General features: G+C 65.0%; 18 protein-coding genes. 4 read left to right on the top strand and 14 right to left on the bottom strand.

The annotated features are described in order from the left end of the window. Nucleotides 1-120 precede the first annotated feature (120 nt). Genes QCE83_RS26860 through QCE83_RS26850 form a run of 3 tightly spaced genes read right to left on the bottom strand, consistent with a single transcriptional unit; the run spans nucleotide 121 to nucleotide 3,765 of the window. Nucleotides 121-930 carry a DeoR/GlpR family DNA-binding transcription regulator gene (locus tag QCE83_RS26860; RefSeq protein ID WP_309818449.1) on the bottom strand — a complete coding sequence of 270 codons (810 nt, stop codon included), beginning with the start codon at nucleotides 928-930 and terminating at the stop codon, nucleotides 121-123. Nucleotides 931-989: 59 nt separating this feature from the next. Beyond that, a complete protein-coding gene (locus tag QCE83_RS26855) occupies nucleotides 990-2,339 on the bottom strand; it encodes a gluconate:H+ symporter (RefSeq protein WP_309818447.1) in 1,350 nt (449 codons plus the stop codon). 46 nt (nucleotides 2,340-2,385) lie between these two features. Then, complete coding sequence (locus QCE83_RS26850) at nucleotides 2,386-3,765, bottom strand: homoserine dehydrogenase (protein ID WP_309818445.1); 1,380 nt, start codon at nucleotides 3,763-3,765, stop codon at nucleotides 2,386-2,388. A gap of 209 nt (nucleotides 3,766-3,974) precedes the next feature. Between QCE83_RS26850 and otnK the strand changes: the two genes are divergently transcribed. Beyond that, nucleotides 3,975-5,279, top strand: coding sequence for a 3-oxo-tetronate kinase (gene otnK / locus QCE83_RS26845; protein WP_309818443.1), 1,305 nt, complete (start codon nucleotides 3,975-3,977; stop codon nucleotides 5,277-5,279). After that, on the top strand, nucleotides 5,276-5,935 hold the full coding sequence (locus QCE83_RS26840; protein ID WP_309818441.1) for an aldolase: 660 nt from the start codon (nucleotides 5,276-5,278) through the stop codon (nucleotides 5,933-5,935). Before otnK ends, QCE83_RS26840 begins: the two co-directional genes overlap by 4 nt. On the opposite strand, the gene QCE83_RS26835 is transcribed toward QCE83_RS26840, so the two are convergent. Both QCE83_RS26835 and QCE83_RS26830 read right to left on the bottom strand, forming a co-directional pair. Beyond that, entirely contained in the window at nucleotides 5,919-6,812 is an 894-nt protein-coding gene (locus QCE83_RS26835; protein ID WP_309818439.1) for a helix-turn-helix transcriptional regulator, read from the bottom strand. The genes QCE83_RS26840 and QCE83_RS26835 overlap by 17 nt on opposite strands. Then, the gene (locus QCE83_RS26830; RefSeq protein ID WP_309818437.1) at nucleotides 6,809-7,372 is read right to left on the bottom strand and encodes a carboxymuconolactone decarboxylase family protein; all 564 of its coding nucleotides are present in this window, start codon (nucleotides 7,370-7,372) and stop codon (nucleotides 6,809-6,811) included. The genes QCE83_RS26835 and QCE83_RS26830 overlap by 4 nt, the downstream gene beginning before the upstream one ends. A 276-nt stretch (nucleotides 7,373-7,648) precedes the next feature. Between QCE83_RS26830 and QCE83_RS26825 the strand changes: the two genes are divergently transcribed. After that, nucleotides 7,649-9,838: a TonB-dependent receptor gene (locus QCE83_RS26825; RefSeq protein ID WP_309818436.1), complete on the top strand. Its 2,190-nt coding sequence runs from the start codon at nucleotides 7,649-7,651 to the stop codon at nucleotides 9,836-9,838. An 85-nt stretch (nucleotides 9,839-9,923) separates the two neighbouring features. Here QCE83_RS26825 and QCE83_RS26820 read toward each other — a convergent pair whose 3' ends face one another. Then, nucleotides 9,924-10,364, bottom strand: a complete 441-nt coding sequence (locus tag QCE83_RS26820; protein WP_309818434.1) for a cupin domain-containing protein — start codon at nucleotides 10,362-10,364, stop codon at nucleotides 9,924-9,926. 323 nt (nucleotides 10,365-10,687) lie between these two features. Continuing rightward, nucleotides 10,688-12,274, bottom strand: a complete 1,587-nt coding sequence (locus QCE83_RS26815; RefSeq protein ID WP_309818433.1) for a hypothetical protein — start codon at nucleotides 12,272-12,274, stop codon at nucleotides 10,688-10,690. Here QCE83_RS26815 and QCE83_RS26810 point away from each other — a divergent pair. Then, on the top strand, nucleotides 12,273-12,527 hold the full coding sequence (locus QCE83_RS26810) for a hypothetical protein (protein WP_309818431.1): 255 nt from the start codon (nucleotides 12,273-12,275) through the stop codon (nucleotides 12,525-12,527). The genes QCE83_RS26815 and QCE83_RS26810 overlap by 2 nt on opposite strands. A 147-nt stretch (nucleotides 12,528-12,674) precedes the next feature. Here QCE83_RS26810 and QCE83_RS26805 read toward each other — a convergent pair whose 3' ends face one another. The 7 genes from QCE83_RS26805 to QCE83_RS26775 are packed head-to-tail and all read right to left on the bottom strand — an operon-like array spanning nucleotide 12,675 to nucleotide 17,598. Next, nucleotides 12,675-13,487: a TIM barrel protein gene (locus tag QCE83_RS26805; RefSeq protein WP_309818429.1), complete on the bottom strand. Its 813-nt coding sequence runs from the start codon at nucleotides 13,485-13,487 to the stop codon at nucleotides 12,675-12,677. Further along, nucleotides 13,487-13,924 carry a RidA family protein gene (locus tag QCE83_RS26800; RefSeq protein ID WP_309818427.1) on the bottom strand — a complete coding sequence of 146 codons (438 nt, stop codon included), beginning with the start codon at nucleotides 13,922-13,924 and terminating at the stop codon, nucleotides 13,487-13,489. The genes QCE83_RS26805 and QCE83_RS26800 overlap by 1 nt, the downstream gene beginning before the upstream one ends. Nucleotides 13,925-13,935: 11 nt before the next feature. After that, complete coding sequence (locus QCE83_RS26795; protein WP_309818425.1) at nucleotides 13,936-14,739, bottom strand: transporter substrate-binding domain-containing protein; 804 nt, start codon at nucleotides 14,737-14,739, stop codon at nucleotides 13,936-13,938. 33 nt (nucleotides 14,740-14,772) lie between these two features. Further along, complete coding sequence (locus QCE83_RS26790) at nucleotides 14,773-15,501, bottom strand: amino acid ABC transporter ATP-binding protein (RefSeq protein ID WP_309818422.1); 729 nt, start codon at nucleotides 15,499-15,501, stop codon at nucleotides 14,773-14,775. Then, the gene (locus tag QCE83_RS26785) at nucleotides 15,498-16,175 is read right to left on the bottom strand and encodes an amino acid ABC transporter permease (protein WP_309818420.1); all 678 of its coding nucleotides are present in this window, start codon (nucleotides 16,173-16,175) and stop codon (nucleotides 15,498-15,500) included. The genes QCE83_RS26790 and QCE83_RS26785 overlap by 4 nt, the downstream gene beginning before the upstream one ends. Then, nucleotides 16,172-16,864 (bottom strand): amino acid ABC transporter permease, encoded by a 693-nt coding sequence (locus QCE83_RS26780; protein WP_309818418.1) that lies wholly within the window; start codon nucleotides 16,862-16,864, stop codon nucleotides 16,172-16,174. The genes QCE83_RS26785 and QCE83_RS26780 overlap by 4 nt, the downstream gene beginning before the upstream one ends. Beyond that, a complete protein-coding gene (locus QCE83_RS26775) occupies nucleotides 16,861-17,598 on the bottom strand; it encodes a substrate-binding domain-containing protein (RefSeq protein WP_309818417.1) in 738 nt (245 codons plus the stop codon). The genes QCE83_RS26780 and QCE83_RS26775 overlap by 4 nt, the downstream gene beginning before the upstream one ends. Nucleotides 17,599-17,607: the final 9 nt, after the last annotated feature.

Below are 17,607 nucleotides of genomic sequence, written 5' to 3'. Positions count from 1 at the left end.
CCTCAGGCCATTCGAATGGAAATTGACGCGCCGGGTGCGGCGCTCATTGTAGTGGTGTTACTCGGGCATGCAGGGCGCGGCAGACCGCATTGAAGCCAAGAAAGCGACGAACGCGGCGCGTCACGCCACCGAAGCCAGCGCGAGATCGATGCCCGATTGCCGGATGCCGGTCGCCGCGGCGGGCGCGAGGCCATCGTCGGTGATCACCTGGTCGAAGCGCTCGAGGCTCGCGACCTTGTAGAGCCCGACCGTGCCGTACTTGGAACTGGCGACCGTCAGCACGGTGCGCGATGCGGCATCCATGGCTGCGAGCTTCACTTCCACTTTCGGCGCCGAGGGCGTGGTCACGCCGCGGCGCAGATCCCATGAACTCGCCGAGATGAAGGCCACGTCGAGCACGACCTGACGCAGCGTGGCCGCCGCCAGCGTGCCGACGCTCGAGAGGTTCTTGTGATCGAGCTGGCCGCCGATGTGGATGACGTTCACATGCTGCGCGCTCGCGAGTTCGCGCACGATCTCGAAGTCGTTGGTCACGACCGTCATGTTCGAGAGTTCGGCGATATGCGGCACGAACGACAGCATGGTGGTGCCGGCATCGAGATAGATGGACATGCCGGGGCGCAGCGCTTCGCAGGCGCGGCGCGCGATGGCCTGCTTCTGCGGCTGCTCGACCACCGCCTTCGACTGATGGCTCGGCTCGGTGTTCAGGTGACTCGCGATGCGCACGCCGCCCGGCACCGTATAGACGAAGCCGGCTTCCTCGAGCGCGGCGATATCGCGCCGCACCGTCATGTGCGAACAGTTGAACGACTCCATCAACTGATGCACCGAAAGCACCTTGTCCCGGCGCAACTGACGCAGCATGGCCTCGCGCCGCTGATCGGGAATCAGCGGGACTTCGGCGGCATCGGGTTTGGCTTGGCTCGACATGAAGGGTTCTGGGTTAGGCGTCCCGCGTGACGCACCGTGCGCGCGGCGGGTCGCCTATCTTAGCCGATGAACATATTGATGAGCAGCACGCCGCCCAGTCCCACCAGCGACTGCACGCACAGCATCAGCGTCCAGGTGCGCAGCGTCTGCGCCACCGTCAGCTGGAAATACTCCTTGAAGAGCCAGAAGCCGGAGTCGTTCACGTGCGACAGCATCACCGCGCCGGACGCCGTCGCCAGCACCATCAGTTCCGGCGAGACGCCCGGATGCGACATCAGCAGCGGCGCGACGATGCCCGACGCCGCAACGGTCGCAACCGTCGCCGAGCCGACGCACACGCGCAGCAGCGCCGCGATCAGCCATGCCAGCACGAGCGGGCTCACGGCCCACGTCGAGGTATGCGAAACGATGATGGTGTCGAGATGGATCGACGTTAGCATCTGCTTGAAGCCGCCGCCCGCGCCGAGAATCAGCAGGATCGCCGACAGCGGCGCGATGCCCTTGCTGATCATCTTCTGCATGTCCGCGAGCGGGAAGCGTCCCTTGATGCCCAGCGCGAAGAACGCGAAGATCACGGCGGCGAGCAGCGAGAGAATCGGGTCGTTGAGCGACTGGAAGAACACATACTGCCCGGTGCCCTTCACGCTGTAGTCCATGCCGACCGTGCCGATCAGCATCAATGCAGGCGGAATCAGCAGGCACAGCACGGACAAGGCGAGCGAGACTTCGCCGGAGCTTTCGGTATCGGTACGCGTGCCGCCGGGGCCTTTCGCGAGATCCGGCGCCGGACCAAAGAAGCGGCGCGCGAGCGTCGTGAAGAGCGGACCGGTGATGATGGCCGCCGGAATCGCGATCATCAGGCCGTACAGCAGCGTGAGGCCGGTGTTCGCGTGATAGGCGTTGACGGCGAGCGTCGGCGCCGGATGCGGCGGCAGCAGACCGTGCGACACATACAGGCCGGCAGCGAGCGGCAAGCCGATATACAGCAGATGGCTACCGGTGCGGCGCGCGATGGTATAGACCAGCGGCGCGAGCATGATGAAGCTCACGTCGAACAGATGCGGCATGCCGATCAGCAGCGCCGCCGCGCAAACCGTCCACGGCGCGAGCCACAGCGGCCGCTTGCCGACGAACGCATTGGCGATACGGTCCGCGCCGCCCGTGCCGATCATGATGCCGCCTAGCACCGCGCCCAGTCCGACCACCGGGCCGGTACGCGCGAGCGCGCCGCCGAAGCCCTTCGTGAAACTGTCGATGGCATGCTCGGGCGTCACGCCTGCCGCAAGGCCGAGTCCGAGCGCCGTCAGCGTCAGCGCGATGAACGGACTCAGCTTGAACCGCGCAATCAATACGATCAGCACGATGATCGCGATCACCGCCATCGTGATCGTTCCAAATTCTCCCCGCATGGTCTCCCCTTCCTTCTGTTTCAGTGTGTCTTGTAGTCCGCTACGCTTATTCGCAGCCTTCTTCCCACGCGCGCAGCAGCGCTTCGTCGGGGTTGCGCAGGTCGGCGATGGTGATGAGCTCGCCTGCCTTCACGTCGCGGGCCAGTGTCGTGTGGGCCGCGAGATAGAGAGGCGACACGTCGCCCGGCGCGCGGCTGCGATCGAGCAGCACGGCCTGCACGCCGGTCACGTCGTGATGATGGCCGCCCATGTGCAGCACCGTGCCCGCGGCGATATCGACGTTCGCGCGGCCCGCCAGCACGACGCACTGCGCCGGCTTAGCGGCGCCCGAAGGCCGGCCGTGCAGCACTGCGTCGAGCAGCGAGATGGGCGTTTCGACGCCCATGAAGTGATACGGCAGATACATGCACGCATAGCGGCCGTTGCGGCTCACCACGTGGCCCTTCTGCGCGAGCAGTTCCCAGGTCGGCGCGTCGAAGGTGCGCACGACGACGAACACGCCGCCCGCGAAACTCGCTTCGTCGGGACGGCGCAGCATGTTGAACACTTCGATGACGCCGCCGCGCGACAGCACGCCGCCGTCTTCGCGCAGCGCATAGATGTCCGCGAGTTCGGTGGTGCGCGCAACCGGGTAATGCAGCAGTTCGACGTCCGACACGAGGTTCGTGTTGGTCGCGACCACGCTCATTTCGCAGTAGTCCGCCGTCGCCGAGGTCTTGCGGCCGCGCAATGCCTCGCGGCGCGCGGCGAGCGTCGCGGCGATGTCGTCGCCGAGCGTCATCAGGCCGGCGAGTTCCGGCGCGGGGAAGGTCTGGTCGAGCTGCGTGACGTTGCCGGTGTCGGCGTCGAACACGAGATCGTATTCGCTCGACTTGCCCGCCGCGACCACGTCGAGACCCAGCACGCGCGCCCACGTCACCCAGCCGATCAGGTTCGACGGCTGGTCGCCGTCCGCCGTCGTATACACGACGCCCTGGCGCTCCGCGAGCCGCGCGAGCGCGACGCCCGCGACCGAATCGACTTCCTTGCTGACCATCGCGACGTGGCGCTTCGCTTCGAGCGCCGCCACCGCCACGCGATACCCCACTGACGGATTGCCGGTCGCCTCGACGAGGATGTCCCATTCCGACGACGCCAGCAGCGCGACATCCGCGACCAGCGCGATCTGGCCGGGCGCGAGCGCGGCGACGCTCGCCGCGTCCGTGCATTCAACGAGCGACGCCTCGGCGAAGCTCAGTTCGATGCACATCGCGCGCAGGCCGGGAACGTCGAGATCGCACAGCGCGGCGGGCACCAGCCGGTCGATCAGCCGCGTCTGCGCCAGCAGCGTGCGGGCAAAACCGCCCTTGGCACCGGTCAGCGCGTAGCGCACCGGCTGGACTGTCTGGGCCGACGACGGCGAGGCGAAGAGAAGCTCGAAATTCATCTTGGGATCCGCGCAAAAAGGCGTGGCCGGCAGATTTTTCCGCCGACGACGGGCAAATAAAGGGAAATAAAGGGAAAAAAGGAACGCGGACATCGTCTACGTCGAATAACGCAGACGTTAACGCTCTTTACCACTCACGTCAATTTTTTTAACACGGTTTAACACGAATCGATCATCGCGCCGTACAATCGATGCACGGAGGGAACACCATGCACACACGCACACGCCGTCCCGTACTGGGATGCATCGCAGACGACTTCACCGGCGCCACCGACCTCGCCAGCACCCTCGTGCGCGGCGGCATGCGCACGATCCAGACCATCGGTGTGCCCGCATCCGCCGTGGCCGAAGACGTGGACGCGCTGGTGGTCGCGCTGAAATCGCGCACCATCGACGCGCAGGACGCTGTCGCGCAATCGCTCGCCGCGCTCGACTGGCTGCGCGCCCAAGGCTGCCGCCAGTTCTTCTTCAAGTACTGCTCGACCTTCGATTCGACCGACGCCGGCAATATCGGCCCGGTCGCCGAAGCGCTGCTCGATGCGCTCGCGGAAAACGGCAGCGAGGGCGACTTCGCCATCGCCTGCCCGGCGTTTCCGGAGAACGGGCGCACGGTGTATCGCGGCCATCTGTTCGTCGGCGATGCGCTGCTGAACGAGTCGGGCATGGAAAACCATCCGCTCACGCCGATGCGCGATCCCAACCTCGTGCGCGTGTTGCAACGGCAGTCGCAATCGAAAGTGGGCTTGATCGGCAGCGCCACTGTTGCGGCCGGCGCCGCGGCGGTGCGTGAAGCCATCGCGCGGCTGCGTGCGGACGGCGTGCGCCTCGCCATCGCCGACGCGCTCACCGACGCCGACCTGCGCACCCTCGGCGAAGCCTGCGCCGACCTGCCGCTCGTGACGGGCGGCTCGGGCGTCGCCATCGGGCTGCCGGAGAACTTCCGCCGCGCGGGGCTGATCGAACCGAACGAACAGGCCGCCGACCTGCCGTCCGTCAGCGGCCCGGCGCTCGTGCTGGCCGGCAGCGCGTCGAAGGCGACCAATGCGCAGGTGGCCGAATGGCAAGCCGCGCGTCCCGCCTTCCGCGTCGATCCGCGTTCACTCGCGCGCGGCGAGGCAGTGGTTGAAGCGGCACTCGCATTCATCGACAGCAATGCGGGACAGCCCGTCCTGATCTACGCGACGGCCGCGCCCGAGGAAGTGGGCGAAGTGCAGCGCGAACTCGGCGTCGCGGCGGCGGGCAAGCTCGTGGAAGACGCGCTCGCGGCCATCGCGCGTGAAGCGAAAGCGCGCGGCGTGCGCAAGTTCGTGGTAGCGGGCGGCGAGACGTCGGGCGCGGTGGTGCAGGCGCTCGACGTCAACATGCTGCAGATCGGACCGCCGATCGATCCGGGCGTGCCCGTGACGGTCGCGCTGGGCGAGACGCCGCTGGTGCTCGCGCTCAAGTCGGGCAATTTCGGCGCACGCGATTTCTTCGCGAAGGCGCTGCGTTATGCCGAGGGAGAACGTTCATGAGCAGCGCGATGATCAACACCGGCAGCGACGCGGCACTGCGCGAGGAGATCTGCACGGTCGGCGCGAGTCTCTATGCGCGCGGCTATACGGTGGGCAGCGCGGGCAACATCAGCGCGCGCTGCGAGGACGGCTGGCTCATCACGCCGACCGACGCCTGCCTCGGCCGCATGGACCCCGCCGATATCGCGAAGGTCGATGCGCAAGGCCAGCACGTCTCCGGCGGCCGGCCTTCGAAGACGCTGGAGCTGCATCGGCGCATCTACGCGAACAACGCGGACACGCGCGGCGTCGTGCATACCCATTCCACCTCGCTCGTCGCGCTGACGCTCGCGGGCGTGTGGAGCGATGAAGACGTGTTGCCGCCCATCACGCCGTACTACGTGATGAAGGTCGGACATGTGCCGCTGGTGCGCTATCGGCGTCCGGGCGATCCCCAGGTGGCCGCTGAAATCGCGGCGCGTGCAGCTTCGGTGCGCGCCGTGTTGCTGGAGCGCCTCGGTCCGGTGGTATGGGAACGCAGCGTCTCGCACGCGTCCTGGGCGCTGGAAGAACTGGAAGAAACCGCGCGCCTGTGGCTCATGACCACGCCGCGCCCCGCACCGCTCCAACAATCCGCCATCGACGAGCTGTGCAGCACGTTCAACGTCCGCTGGTAGTGGTTCCGCGATGATGCGCATCGTCGGCCAGGAGTTGCCGGTGATGCGCCTCGGTTTCATCGTCGGCAGGGAACATGCATTCGAGGCGCAACTCCTGCGCCGCCACGCTCTGCGGCGTGCCCACCGTCGTGACGAGCGAGAAGTAGCGCAGCACGCGCGCGCCGCGTGAAAACACCATCGGAATGACCGGCATGGCCGGCGCGCCCGCCGTGGCCGGCGTGGCCGGCGTGGCAGTTGGCTCGTGATGCGTACGCCAGTCCTGCGGCACGCCGGGATAGGCCAGCAGTTCATCCAGCAGCCGCATGGTGCCCGCGTCCAGCACGCGGCCCACTGACTCGCGCTGCACACGCTGCAGCAGACTGCGCGCGAGCTCTTCCCAATACATCATGTGCGGCCGCATGCCGTGCGGATCGAACATCAGATGCAGCATGTTGCGCGGCCCCGTGCGCGCGGCGATGTCGATGAAACAGCCGAAAAAGCGCGGCGCCGCGTCATTGGTCATCAGCACATTCCAGTGCCGGTCCATCACGATGGCCGGAAACGGCTCGTGCTGGCGCACCACGCGTTCCAGCGCGCGGATCACGCCATGCATCTCCTGCGCGCTCCAGGGCGCTTCCGAATACATCGGCGCATAGCCCGCTGCGAGCAGCAGCGCGTTGCGCTCGCGCAGCGGCACGTCGAGGGTCTGGGCGAGCGTCAGCAGCGTGTCGCGGCCCGGCACGCTGCGTCCGCTTTCGATGAAGCTGATCTGCCGCTGCGAAATCCCTGCGTCCAGCGAAAGATCGAGCTGACTCACGCCACGCACGTCGCGCCAGTAGCGCAGCAGGTCGCCGAGACCGGAGGGCGGCGCCGGGCGGTCGGACCGCGTGTCGTTCATCGGATCTCCTGTGTTTGACGCCAGGCAAAGGCTTCGAATTGCGGTTCGAGCGGCGGCTGCGTGACGCTGCCCGCGTAGTTCGTGATCGTCGATGCCGCCACCACCGCGATCACCTCCAGCATCTGCTCGTCGCTGAAGCCCGCTGCGCGGAAGCGTTCCTGGTCGTGCGCCGTGATCCGGCCACGCCTTTCGATCAGCGCGCGCGCCAGCCCCGACAGAGCCGCCAGCGTGGCGTCAGCGGGCAAGGCGCCATGGCGGATGGCGTCGACATCGGCGGGCGCTACGCCTTCCTTCAGCGCGAGCGCCGTGTGAAACGCGACCGGCCATTCGCTCGCGTTCACCACGGCGTTGGTCAGCAGCAGCGTCTGGATCTGCGGCTCGGTCAGGCTGCTCGCATGCACGCGCTCGAACAGCCCGATGAAGCCGTTGATCAGTACCGGCGATGCCGCCATCGCCCCCGCGATGTTCGGAATCAGGCCGAAGCGTTGTTGCAGTTGCTCGAGCACAGGCCGCGATTGCGCCGGTGCGGATGCCGTCGTGTGAATGAGGTGGCTGGACATGAATCTCTCCTGTTGGCCAGCGCCGCCGGAATGGCCGCGCGATGACCACACAGTAGTGACGCGGGCGCGGCGTGCCAATTACATCGAGTGTAATTACGGCGCAACAGATGTTCCCCGCGCAAACGTTTTCCTCCGACATGAATCCATTCTCCCCGGAAATTTCGTAACAAACCGTTTCCTCCAGTGAACGCTTAACTTACACTTGCGAACGATTCTCATTCGGAACGTTTCACGTTGCGTCGCCCTCACCCCTCCAGCCAGAAGATCCAGCACGTCATGTCTCATCGCCAAACCCAGGCGTCGAATTGCCGACGCACCGCCGTTTCCCGCGCCGTCCAGCATCTCTTCTTCGGTTTCATCGCCACCTCGGCAACCGCCGGCATCGCTCACGCGCAGAGCACGGACGCAGCGTCGTCGGTTCAGCCGGCCACCCTGCCCGCCGTCGTGGTGAAGGGCACGTCCACCAGCGACCTGCCCGCGCCCTACGCGGGCGGCCAGGTGGCGCGGGGCGGCGGTATCGGCGTGCTCGGCACGTCGAACGTGATGGACCAGCCGTTCAACACGACCAACTACACCGAGCAATTCATCCAGGACACGCAGGCGCGCACGATCGGCGATGTCGTCGTGAACAACGCGTCGGTGCGTACGCAGCAAAGCAGCGGCGGCTTCGGCGACGTGTTCGAGATTCGCGGCTTCGCGGTGCAAGCCACCGATGTCGCCTTGAACGGCCTCTACGGCATGGTCTCGACGGCGCGCGTGCCGGTGAACCTGCTGGACCGCGTCGAAGTGCTGCAGGGCCCGGGCTCGCTGATGTACGGGATGGGACCGTCGGGCAGCGTCGGCGGCGCGATCAACATCGTCACCAAGCGCGCCGACGACACCCCGCTCACGCGTCTCACCGCGCTGTATCAATCGAAAGGACAGTTCGGTGTCGCGGCTGACGTCGGCCGGCGCTTCGGCGACGAAGGGCAGTTCGGCATCCGTGTGAACGGCCAGATCAAGGATGGCCAGACGAGCATCGCGCACGGCAATCAGCTGCAGGGCGACAGCGCCGTGGGCCTCGACTATCGCGGCAAGAACCTGCGCTGGTCGTTCGACGCGTACAACGTCTCCGAGAACACGGACGAGCTCCGCTCGCAGATCGGCCTGGGCACGGCCACCGCGGTGCCGGCCGTGCCGTCCGGCTATGCCAACCTCTATCCCGGCTCGAAGCTCAAGCTGCGCGATTCGGCCGTCATGACGCGCCTCGAATACGACATCAACCCGCACGTGACCGTCTATGGCGCGGCAGGCGAGCACTACGGCACGTCGGCGCAGAACTTCCCGTCGGCGAGCGGCATGACCAACGCGGGCAACTTCTCGGTTCGCAACGGCTACTACGACGCCTACAACCGCACGAAGACGATCGATGCGGGCCTGCGCTTCCACTTCGATACCTTCGGCGTGAAGCACACGCTGGTCACCGGCATCACGAGCCTGAACAAGGAAGACGGCTACTTCTACGCGCTCGGCACGGCAGCCCAGGCGGTGCCGTCGAGCCTGTACAACCCGACGCCGCTCCCGCCGATGACCACGCCGCGCGGCGACGCGCAACGGAGCGCGCAGTTGCGTCTGAACAGCCAGCAGGTCATCGACACGATGTCGTTCTTCAATGACCGCCTGCTGATCACGGGCGGCTTCCGCCGTCAGACCATCGGCCTCGACAACTACGATGTGTCGTCGGGTTCGCGCACCGGCACGATCGATCAGCAAGCGATCACGCCGCTCGCGGGTATCGTGTTCAAGCCGCTCAACAACATCTCGGTGTACGGCAACTTCACCTCGGGTCTGACCAACGGCGGCAGCGCGCCTGCCGGTGCAGTGAACGTGGGACAGGTCTTCGCACCGTACAAGTCGAACCAGTACGAAGCGGGTGTGAAGGCGGACTGGGGACGCGTGATGACCTCGGTGTCGGTGTTCCAGATCTCGCAGCCGAATGGCGTCCTGAACCCGACGACACTGGTCTACGGTTACGACGGCCGCACCAAGGTGCGCGGTCTCGAACTCGCGGCGTACGGCGAAGTGTTCCGCAACCTGCGCATGATGGCGAGCGCGACGTTCTACGATCCGAAGCTCGAAGGCACCGCTGGCGGCGCCAACGACGGCAACGATCCGGCCGGCGTGCCGAAGTTCGCCCTCAACCTGGGCGCCGACTATGACCTGCCGTGGGTGCCGGGCCTGAGCGTGAATGGCCGCATCATCCACACGGGTGCGCAGTACTACAACGCGACCAACACGCTGCGCCTGCCGTCGTGGACGCGCTATGACGCGGGCCTTCGCTACAGCACGCGCATTGCGAGCAAGGACGTGACCTTCCGCGCCAACATCGAGAACCTGTTCGGCAGCCGCTACTGGATCCAGCAAGGCACGTACATCACGAATGCCGCGCCGCGCACGGTGCTGCTGTCCGCCGAGTTCAACTTCTGACGCTTGTTGTGCTGAAGCACTGCGAGTGATGAATCAGGCCGGACCTGTCGAGGGTCCGGCCTGTTCGCTTGCAAGGCCGCTTCGTTCAGAGCGATGAACGAGGCAGATAACCGCTCGGCCTGCGCCTGAGCCGGCGGCTCATCTTGAGCGCCAGCAACACCGGCTTCGAGATATGCGGACGCAGGATCGCATGCTTGCGCACGTACTTCGGCACATACCATTCGGAACAGGTGCCTGCATAAAACAGCGCCGCGTCTCCGGCACGCAGTGAACGCGGCGCCTGTCCCTCCGACGTGACGATCACTTCGCCTTCGATCACATAGATGGTTTCGTCGGCATCGAAATACCATCTGAAGCGGCCGGCCGTGCAATCCCAGACCCACGACGACGTGGTCGTGTCGCGGCTGCGCGACCACTGGCCGCTGCGTGCTACCGGATGTCCTTCGATGATCCACGCGGGATCGATCGGATCGGGCTTCAGCAGGACATCGTCCAGCCGGACGGCCTCAAAAACAGGAGTGTTCATGACTTTCCTTTACCGTGGCTGATGACCGATCATGAGCAGCGCTGAAAGAAGCTCGCGCGTGCGATTCGGTGATAGGGCGAACCTGCAATGGCTCAGGTTGCCTCGCGTTGCAGTGACATCAGCGATACTGGCTCGTCCTGATGGGCTGTCTTACAAGACACCCATGAAATGAAAACGTTCATCGCGGAGAGGTGTTTCACGCCGTGCGAACATTTGCAATCCTCATTCCCGCACGCGCGTTTTGCTAATCTCTGTCGGCTCATAGCGAGGATGGCGTCCGAGTTATGTGCGCTGGCGCACATAACTCGAATTCTTCCGTGAAGCTATTGGAACAGCTCGGGCTGCAGCTCAGGCGAATGCTCGTCGTGAACCTGCACCGGCTTGCGCAGTGACAGTATTTCGTTGCGCACCACGGAGTCGGGATCGAAGCCGCCGGGATTGCGCTGGATCAGCCAGACGCGTCCGTGCGTCGCGAGCGCGGCCCTGACAATCTCGCGATCCTCAGGAATGATCCCAGGCGCGGCGACATTGCTCATATACGGCCGCTTCAATCCGATCGCAGGAAAGGCCGAAGGCATGACGAGCACGTCCGGGAAGTCACGATAATTTTTCGCGTAATACTGCACGGCCACGTCGACTTCATTCGGACTGACAATTAGCAGGTCGCCGCTGCGGCGATGATTCGCGACTTCCGCCACGCTTGCCCGGAAGTCTTCCTGTACGCCGCGATACAGCTGCACCGCCTGCACGCCCGACAGCAGCAGCAACAGGACGAGCACGCCGAGTCGAATGCGATTGCGCGGCAAAGCCCACACGATGCCGAGCGCCGTCAGGAACATGATGGGCGCGGCCATCCACTCGAACAGGCGGTCCATGAAGATGGGCCGTACAAGCACGCTGTAGGCGACGATGAACACGAAGGGCAGCAGCAGGACGATCGCCACATGCACCGCCACGGCGCGACAGGTGCGCCACAGGATCAGCCATGCCCCGGCACAGAGCAGCAATACGGGCAGCAGCGTGAGCCGCGCGCCGGCGGCCAGCGACCATGCCTTGAGGAAGTCGATCCATTCGAGCTTGACCCAGAACGACGACTGCACATACTTCGTCGCGGCAATGAGGAAGTGGACGTAAGGCGACCAGAGCGCCAGCGCCACCACGAACGGCGCCCCGATGATCAAGGCCGCCATGAGGCGGTTGCCGCGTGCCCAGCCGAGCGTCGCGACCAACATTCCAAGCCCGACTGCAAAGGCAACGAGCACCGCCGTGTTGTGCGACCACAAGGTCCCGCATGCGGCAAGCGAAAGCACGACGAGCGCGGGCAGCAATCGTCCTCGTTGAGGTGCAGCGTTGCCTTCTTCCGGTGCGCGGCTGTCGGTGAGTTCCCTCAGCACGATCACGGAACAGAGGATGGCGACTGTTGCTGCGAAGGCTTCGAACGCGTAGGGACGCGCCAGTTCGCCATAAAGAATGCTGCCCTTGTTGGCCGCGATGAGCAGCCCCGCGATGAGTCCCGCGCGCTCGATCACCGGACCCGCGCGCAACAGCCTGCCGCTCACGGCGACGGCCAGCACGGTGGCCGTGCTGATGATGACCGATGGCACGCGCACCGAGAATTCAGAATCGCCGAACCAGCCGATCCAGATCTTGAGCAGCGAGTAGTACATCGGCGGATGAATCTCGTACAGCGGGACGACGTGCCAGAGCTCGTACCATGGCCGCGCGGCGAACCATACGCTGTAGGCCTCGTCCATTTGCAATGAGCGGCTGCCCAGCGTAATCAGACGCAAGGCAAGCGCAAGCAGGCCGATCGCGATACAGATGCCCCAGAAAGCACGGCCGGACAGCGGCCTGCTTCCACACAGCAAATCGTTTATGAACGTGCCGGCCTTGCCGGACGAAACGGGCATGGAAGCGTTCGGCGCAAGTTCGGGCGAACGCGGCGAGCTGGCGGATGGTCTCTCCATCGAAACTCCCTGGATGACGTATTCATCAGTTCTGAGGATGCCCACGTGTGTGTGGCGCGGCGAGGTCGGAAGCAACAATCGGGCACGAGCTGAAACGTTTGCGCACGAGGTTTCATACGAAGAATTGCAATCCGCTGTTGTGCTGGCGTTGCGTGAAGCTTTAAAGACGCAGAGCGATGGAACGGGTGTGGTCTGACTATGCGCACTCTAGCGCGCATATTGTGAAATTTACGGGTTCGATTGAAACGATGGACAGCATGCTGCGCAGCTTCGGCGTGGCTAGCGAACTTTTACGGCAGAAAGAAGAGCGATGCAAGCGCCGTGTCGATGCCAGCACGTACGTTCATCTATCGCGTGGAAACGCGGTCCGCCATCCGAGGCCTTCGAGTGTCGATACCTTGGGCCGATACTCGCATCCGATCCAGCCACCATACCCATGACCGCGAATGCACGCTGTCAGTTCCTTCCATGGCATGTCGCCGGAACCGGGTTCATGGCGGCCCGGCACATCGGCGAACTGAACATGAGCGATATGCCGCGCGTGGAGCGCGAACTGTTCCACCACATCCTGGCCCATCATGCGGCAGTGGTAGGCATCGAAGAGCAGACGCACATTCGATGCCCCGCTCTGTTCGATTATCTGGCTCGCATGATCGAGGTCACGCAGGAAGTAGCCTCGCGCATCGGTCTGGTTGAGGCATTCGAGCAAGAGCGTCACGCCGCTGCCTTGCGCGGCATCGGAGGCCCAGCGCAGGTTCTCGCGAAACGTAGCGCTTGCCTGCGCGTGTGACACGTCTGCGGGAGCGAGACCCGCCATCACATGAACGAGCGGACAACCGAGTTCCGCTGCATACCGCAGCGCCCGCTGCACGCCCTCGCGAAAGCGCTCGCGTTCACCGGGCATGCACGCGAAGCCATTGGCGCCCGGGTGGCCCGGCATGGCCGCCGGCGTGTTGATGAGCACCTGTTCGAGGCCGGTCGCGGAGAGCGTCGCGCGGAGCGTAGCCGCATCGAAATCGTACGGCGACGCGTACTCCACCGCGGCGAAGCCCGCCTTGGCCGCAGCCTCGAAGCGCTCGATGAAAGGCAGTTCAGTGAACAGCCACTTGAGATTCGCGCAGAATCGCAAGGGTTGGGCTTCGCTCGCGGCCGTCATCACGCCGCCTCACGCAATGCGACGATCAGCTCGATCTCCACCGGCGCGCCATGCGGCAATTGCTGCACACCGATCGCACTGCGCGCGTGCGCGCCGATCGTCCCGCCGAGTTCATCGATGAACACGCGCGACGCGGCATCGATCACCTTGCCCTGCGCCGTGAACTCGCTCGTGCAGGCGACGAAGCCCGTCAGCTTGACGATGGCCGCGATGCGTTCACGCGAACCCAATGCGCGTTCGAGCGCGGCAAGACACGCTCTCGCCGAAAGCGCCGCGGCAGACTCGGCGTCTTCCAGGCTCACGGCATCGCCCACCCTGCCACGATATTTCAACTCGCCCTGTTCGCGCGGCAATTGCCCGCTGACGAACGCGAGCGTTCCCACCACCCTGACCGGCGTGAGCAGCGTGCTCGGCGCCTGTGCATTCGAAGCTGTCATGGCGTCGTACCTCAATAGACGGAACGTGAAAGGTCGATGCCGAAGTATTGCTTCCAGATCGCGTTGAGCTTGCCGTTCTGCAGATTGCTCGCGACCCAGGAATCGAGCCATCCCTGCATGGCCGCGTCATCCTTCTTCAGGCCGATTGCCAGCGGATCTTCCGCCACCTGGAACTGATACTCGAAGTGGCCGGCCGGGCTGGCCTGCTTGACGGCGAGCGCATCCGCCAGCGCGGCCACGAAGATGCTCTGCTGGCCCGACGAAACCGCCGTGCGTTCAGTTGCTTCGTCGAGATAGCGCACGATGTTCACATCCTTGACGTTCTTGTCCTTGATGGCGGCGACGAGATCGAGATCCGCGGTCGTGCCGCGCGCGGTCGCCACCGTCTTGCCGGACAGGCTCGTCACATCCTTGAGCGTGTTCTTGCCGGGCGCGACCACGAAGATCGGCTCGGTTGCATAGGCGCGGCTGAAGCCGATGACCTTCTTGCGCTCGTCGGTCACGGAGAACGAGGCGACCACGATATCCGCCTTGCCCGTCAGCAGGAACGGAATGCGGTTGGGTCCGTTGACGGGCACGACATTGAGCTTCACGCCCAGATCCTTCGCGATCAGGCGCGCGATATCGAGGTCGGTGCCGGTCTGCACGGCATTCTTGTCGATCATGCCGTAGGGCGGATGCGTGAAGTCGATGCCCACGTTGATCGTGCCGCGCGACTTGATGTCCGAGAGCGTGTCCGCCCGAGCCGCGCCGGCCGTCACGCACAAGGCCAGCGCAATCGCCAGCAGGCCCTTGAGGTTGCTTTTGAACGTCATTTCATGTGCCTCTAGAGGAGAGATAAACAGGAACTACAAGCCGTTGCCGACGAAACACTGAAGCTCGGTGGAACGGGGCGAAGCAAGCATCTCCGCGCCGCCCTGCTCCCAGATCACGCCGTCGTTCATGAAGACCACCTTGCGCGCCACCGAACGCGCGAAGGCCATTTCGTGCGTGACGATCAGCATCGTCATGCCGTCGTGCGCCAGCCGCTCCATCACGCGCAGCACTTCGCCGGTCAGTTCGGGATCGAGGGCCGAGGTCACTTCGTCGAAGAGCATCACCGCGGGCTGCATGGCAAGCGACCGTGCAATGGCCACGCGCTGCTGCTGACCGCCCGACAGTTCATGCGGATACGCCGCCCCGCGCGCGCCGAGTCCTACCTGATCCAGCACGTGCGCCGCCAGTTCGTTCGCTTCCGCGCGTCCGGTCCGCCTCACCTTGAGCGGCGCAAGCGTGATGTTCTGCTGCACGGTCAGATGAGGAAACAGGTTGTAGCTCTGGAACACGATGCCGACATCGAGCCGCAACGCGCGCAGATCCACGTCGGCAGCGTCGAGCCGGTGTCCGCAGACTTCGAGCGAACCGCCGCTGATGCGCTCGAGACCGTTCACGCAGCGCAGCGCCGTGCTCTTGCCGGAACCGGAGCGGCCGATCAGCGCGATCACCTCGCCGCGCTGCACGTCGAGATCGATGCCCTTCAACACTTCCGTCGAGCCGTACGCCTTGCGCACGCCGCGGAAACTGACCATGGTGTTCATTGTGTGGAGTCTCCCGTGGAGCGCGCGCCGAAGCGGCCGGCACGTTCCAGATGCACGCTGATGCGCGCGACCGGATAACAGAGCAGGAAATACACGCCGGCCGCGAGCGTGAAGATGAGGAACGGTTCGAACGTGGTGTTGTTGACCATGCGCGATGAATAGGTCAGCTCGCCCATGCCGATCACCACCGCATACGACGTGTTCTTGATGAGCGACACGATGAAGCCGACCGTCGGCGGCACCGAGATGCGCAACGCCTGCGGCAGGATCACGTAGCGCATGCGCTGCAGGTACGAGAGCGCCAGCGATTCGCCCGCTTCCCATTGCGTCGCGGGCACGGCGAGAATCGCGCCTTTCCAGATCTCCGCGAGGTAGGCGCCCGCATTGATGGCGAGCGCGATCGAGGCCGCGATCACCGGCAGCACGTCGAAGCCGAACAGCCCGATGCCGAAGTACGCGACGAACATCGCCACCGGCAAGGGAATGCCCTGCAACATGTGCACGTAAGCGCGGCTCAGCGCCAGCGGCACGCCGCGCGACGACACCAGCATCAGCGCCACCGGCAGACCGATCAGCGCGCCGCCCAGCGCGCCCGCGACCGACAGTTCCAGCGTGGAGAGCGCGCCCTTCAGCATGAAGGCCAGTTGCGCATCGGTGAGATTGAAGAAGCTCATGAGCGTGCTCCCCGCGCGCCGGTCATGCGCAGGCGCGGGAACAGCGCGCCGCCTGCCGCGAGCAGCAGCCAGCGCAGCGCGCTGGCCAGCGCGAGATAGGCGACGGCGATGACGACATACGCCTCGAAGCCGCGAAAGGTGATGGACTGGATGAGATCTGCGACGCCCGTCAGTTCTTCCGCCGATATCTGCGACATGATCGACGTGGCCAGCAGCATGAGAATGAACTGGCTCACCAGCGCCGGATACATCTTCTCGATGGCCTGCGGAATCTCGACGTGCCACAGCACCTGGCGGCGCGACATCGCCAGACACGAGGCCGCTTCGATCTGCCCGTGCGGCACGGCTTCCAGTCCTGCGCGCATGATCTCGGCGGTATAGGCGCTGACGTTGACGACGAGCGCCACAATGGCCGCGCCGAACGCCGGGACATGCAGACGGATCGCGGCCAGTCCGAAGAAGATCCAGAACACTTGAAGCACGAGCGGCGTATTGCGGATGACCTCGACATAGGCGCGGATCGCACGCGAGACGGCCGCGCTTCCGTGCAGACGGCCGACCGCCAGCACGATGCCGAGCACGAAGCCGGGCAAGGTGGCGATCAGCGTCATGCGGATCGTGAGCCAGACGCCGTAGAGCAGATCGCGCCAGTACTCGTGCAGGAAACTGAAGTCGAAGTGATAGTTCATGATGAACGCTCCGATGAAGATCGGTCGAGACATTCGAGGCCGTGGCGGACATAGGCGCTGCGCGCAAGCGGCGCATCCAGCCAGTTCAACAGGGCTTCGGCTTCCGGACGCCGCGTCGCATGGGCGAACGCCGCGATGGAGAAGCGGGTATGGGACTGGACCTCGTCGGGCAACGGACCGGCTATCCGGATGCCCTTCACGATCGCCAGTTCACTCAACTGCTGGATGGCCAGGTCCGCTTCGCCGCGCACGATGCATTCGCCCGTCAAGCCTTTCGGGATCACGGTCGCCTTCGCATTGATGCGTTCCGCGATGCCCATGCGCTCCAGCAAGTCGGCGAAGTACACGCCGCTTGCGCCGGTGCGCGAGTACGCCACGGAACGTGCGTCGAGCAGCGCATGACGAAGATCGTTGGCCGTGGCAAGCGGCCGCAGCGATGCGTCGTGCGCCACCGCGACGCCGATGCCCGTGCGCGCGATCTCCCGCGCGCCATGTGGGCTCAGCACCCGTTGCGCGATCAGGTCCTCGATGCACGCGCTCACTGCGATCATCACGTCCGCGCGTTCGCCTTGCGCGATGCGCTGGATGAGGACGTTGGTCGGGTCGAAGACAGGCTGCACGTGCGAGCCGAATTGCGCTTCGAACGCCGGCAGCACTTCCTCGGCCAGCGCACCCTGCACGGCCAGCGTGCTCATCAGCACGAGCGGCGTCCGAGAAGAAGTCGGGATCGTCATGTCGATATC

Origin of the sequence: Caballeronia sp. LZ034LL (assembly GCF_031451215.1) — a bacterium.
Classification (GTDB): domain Bacteria; phylum Pseudomonadota; class Gammaproteobacteria; order Burkholderiales; family Burkholderiaceae; genus Caballeronia.
The sequence above is the reverse complement of the archived record's forward strand: the minus strand, read 5'-3'. Positions and strand labels throughout refer to the sequence as shown.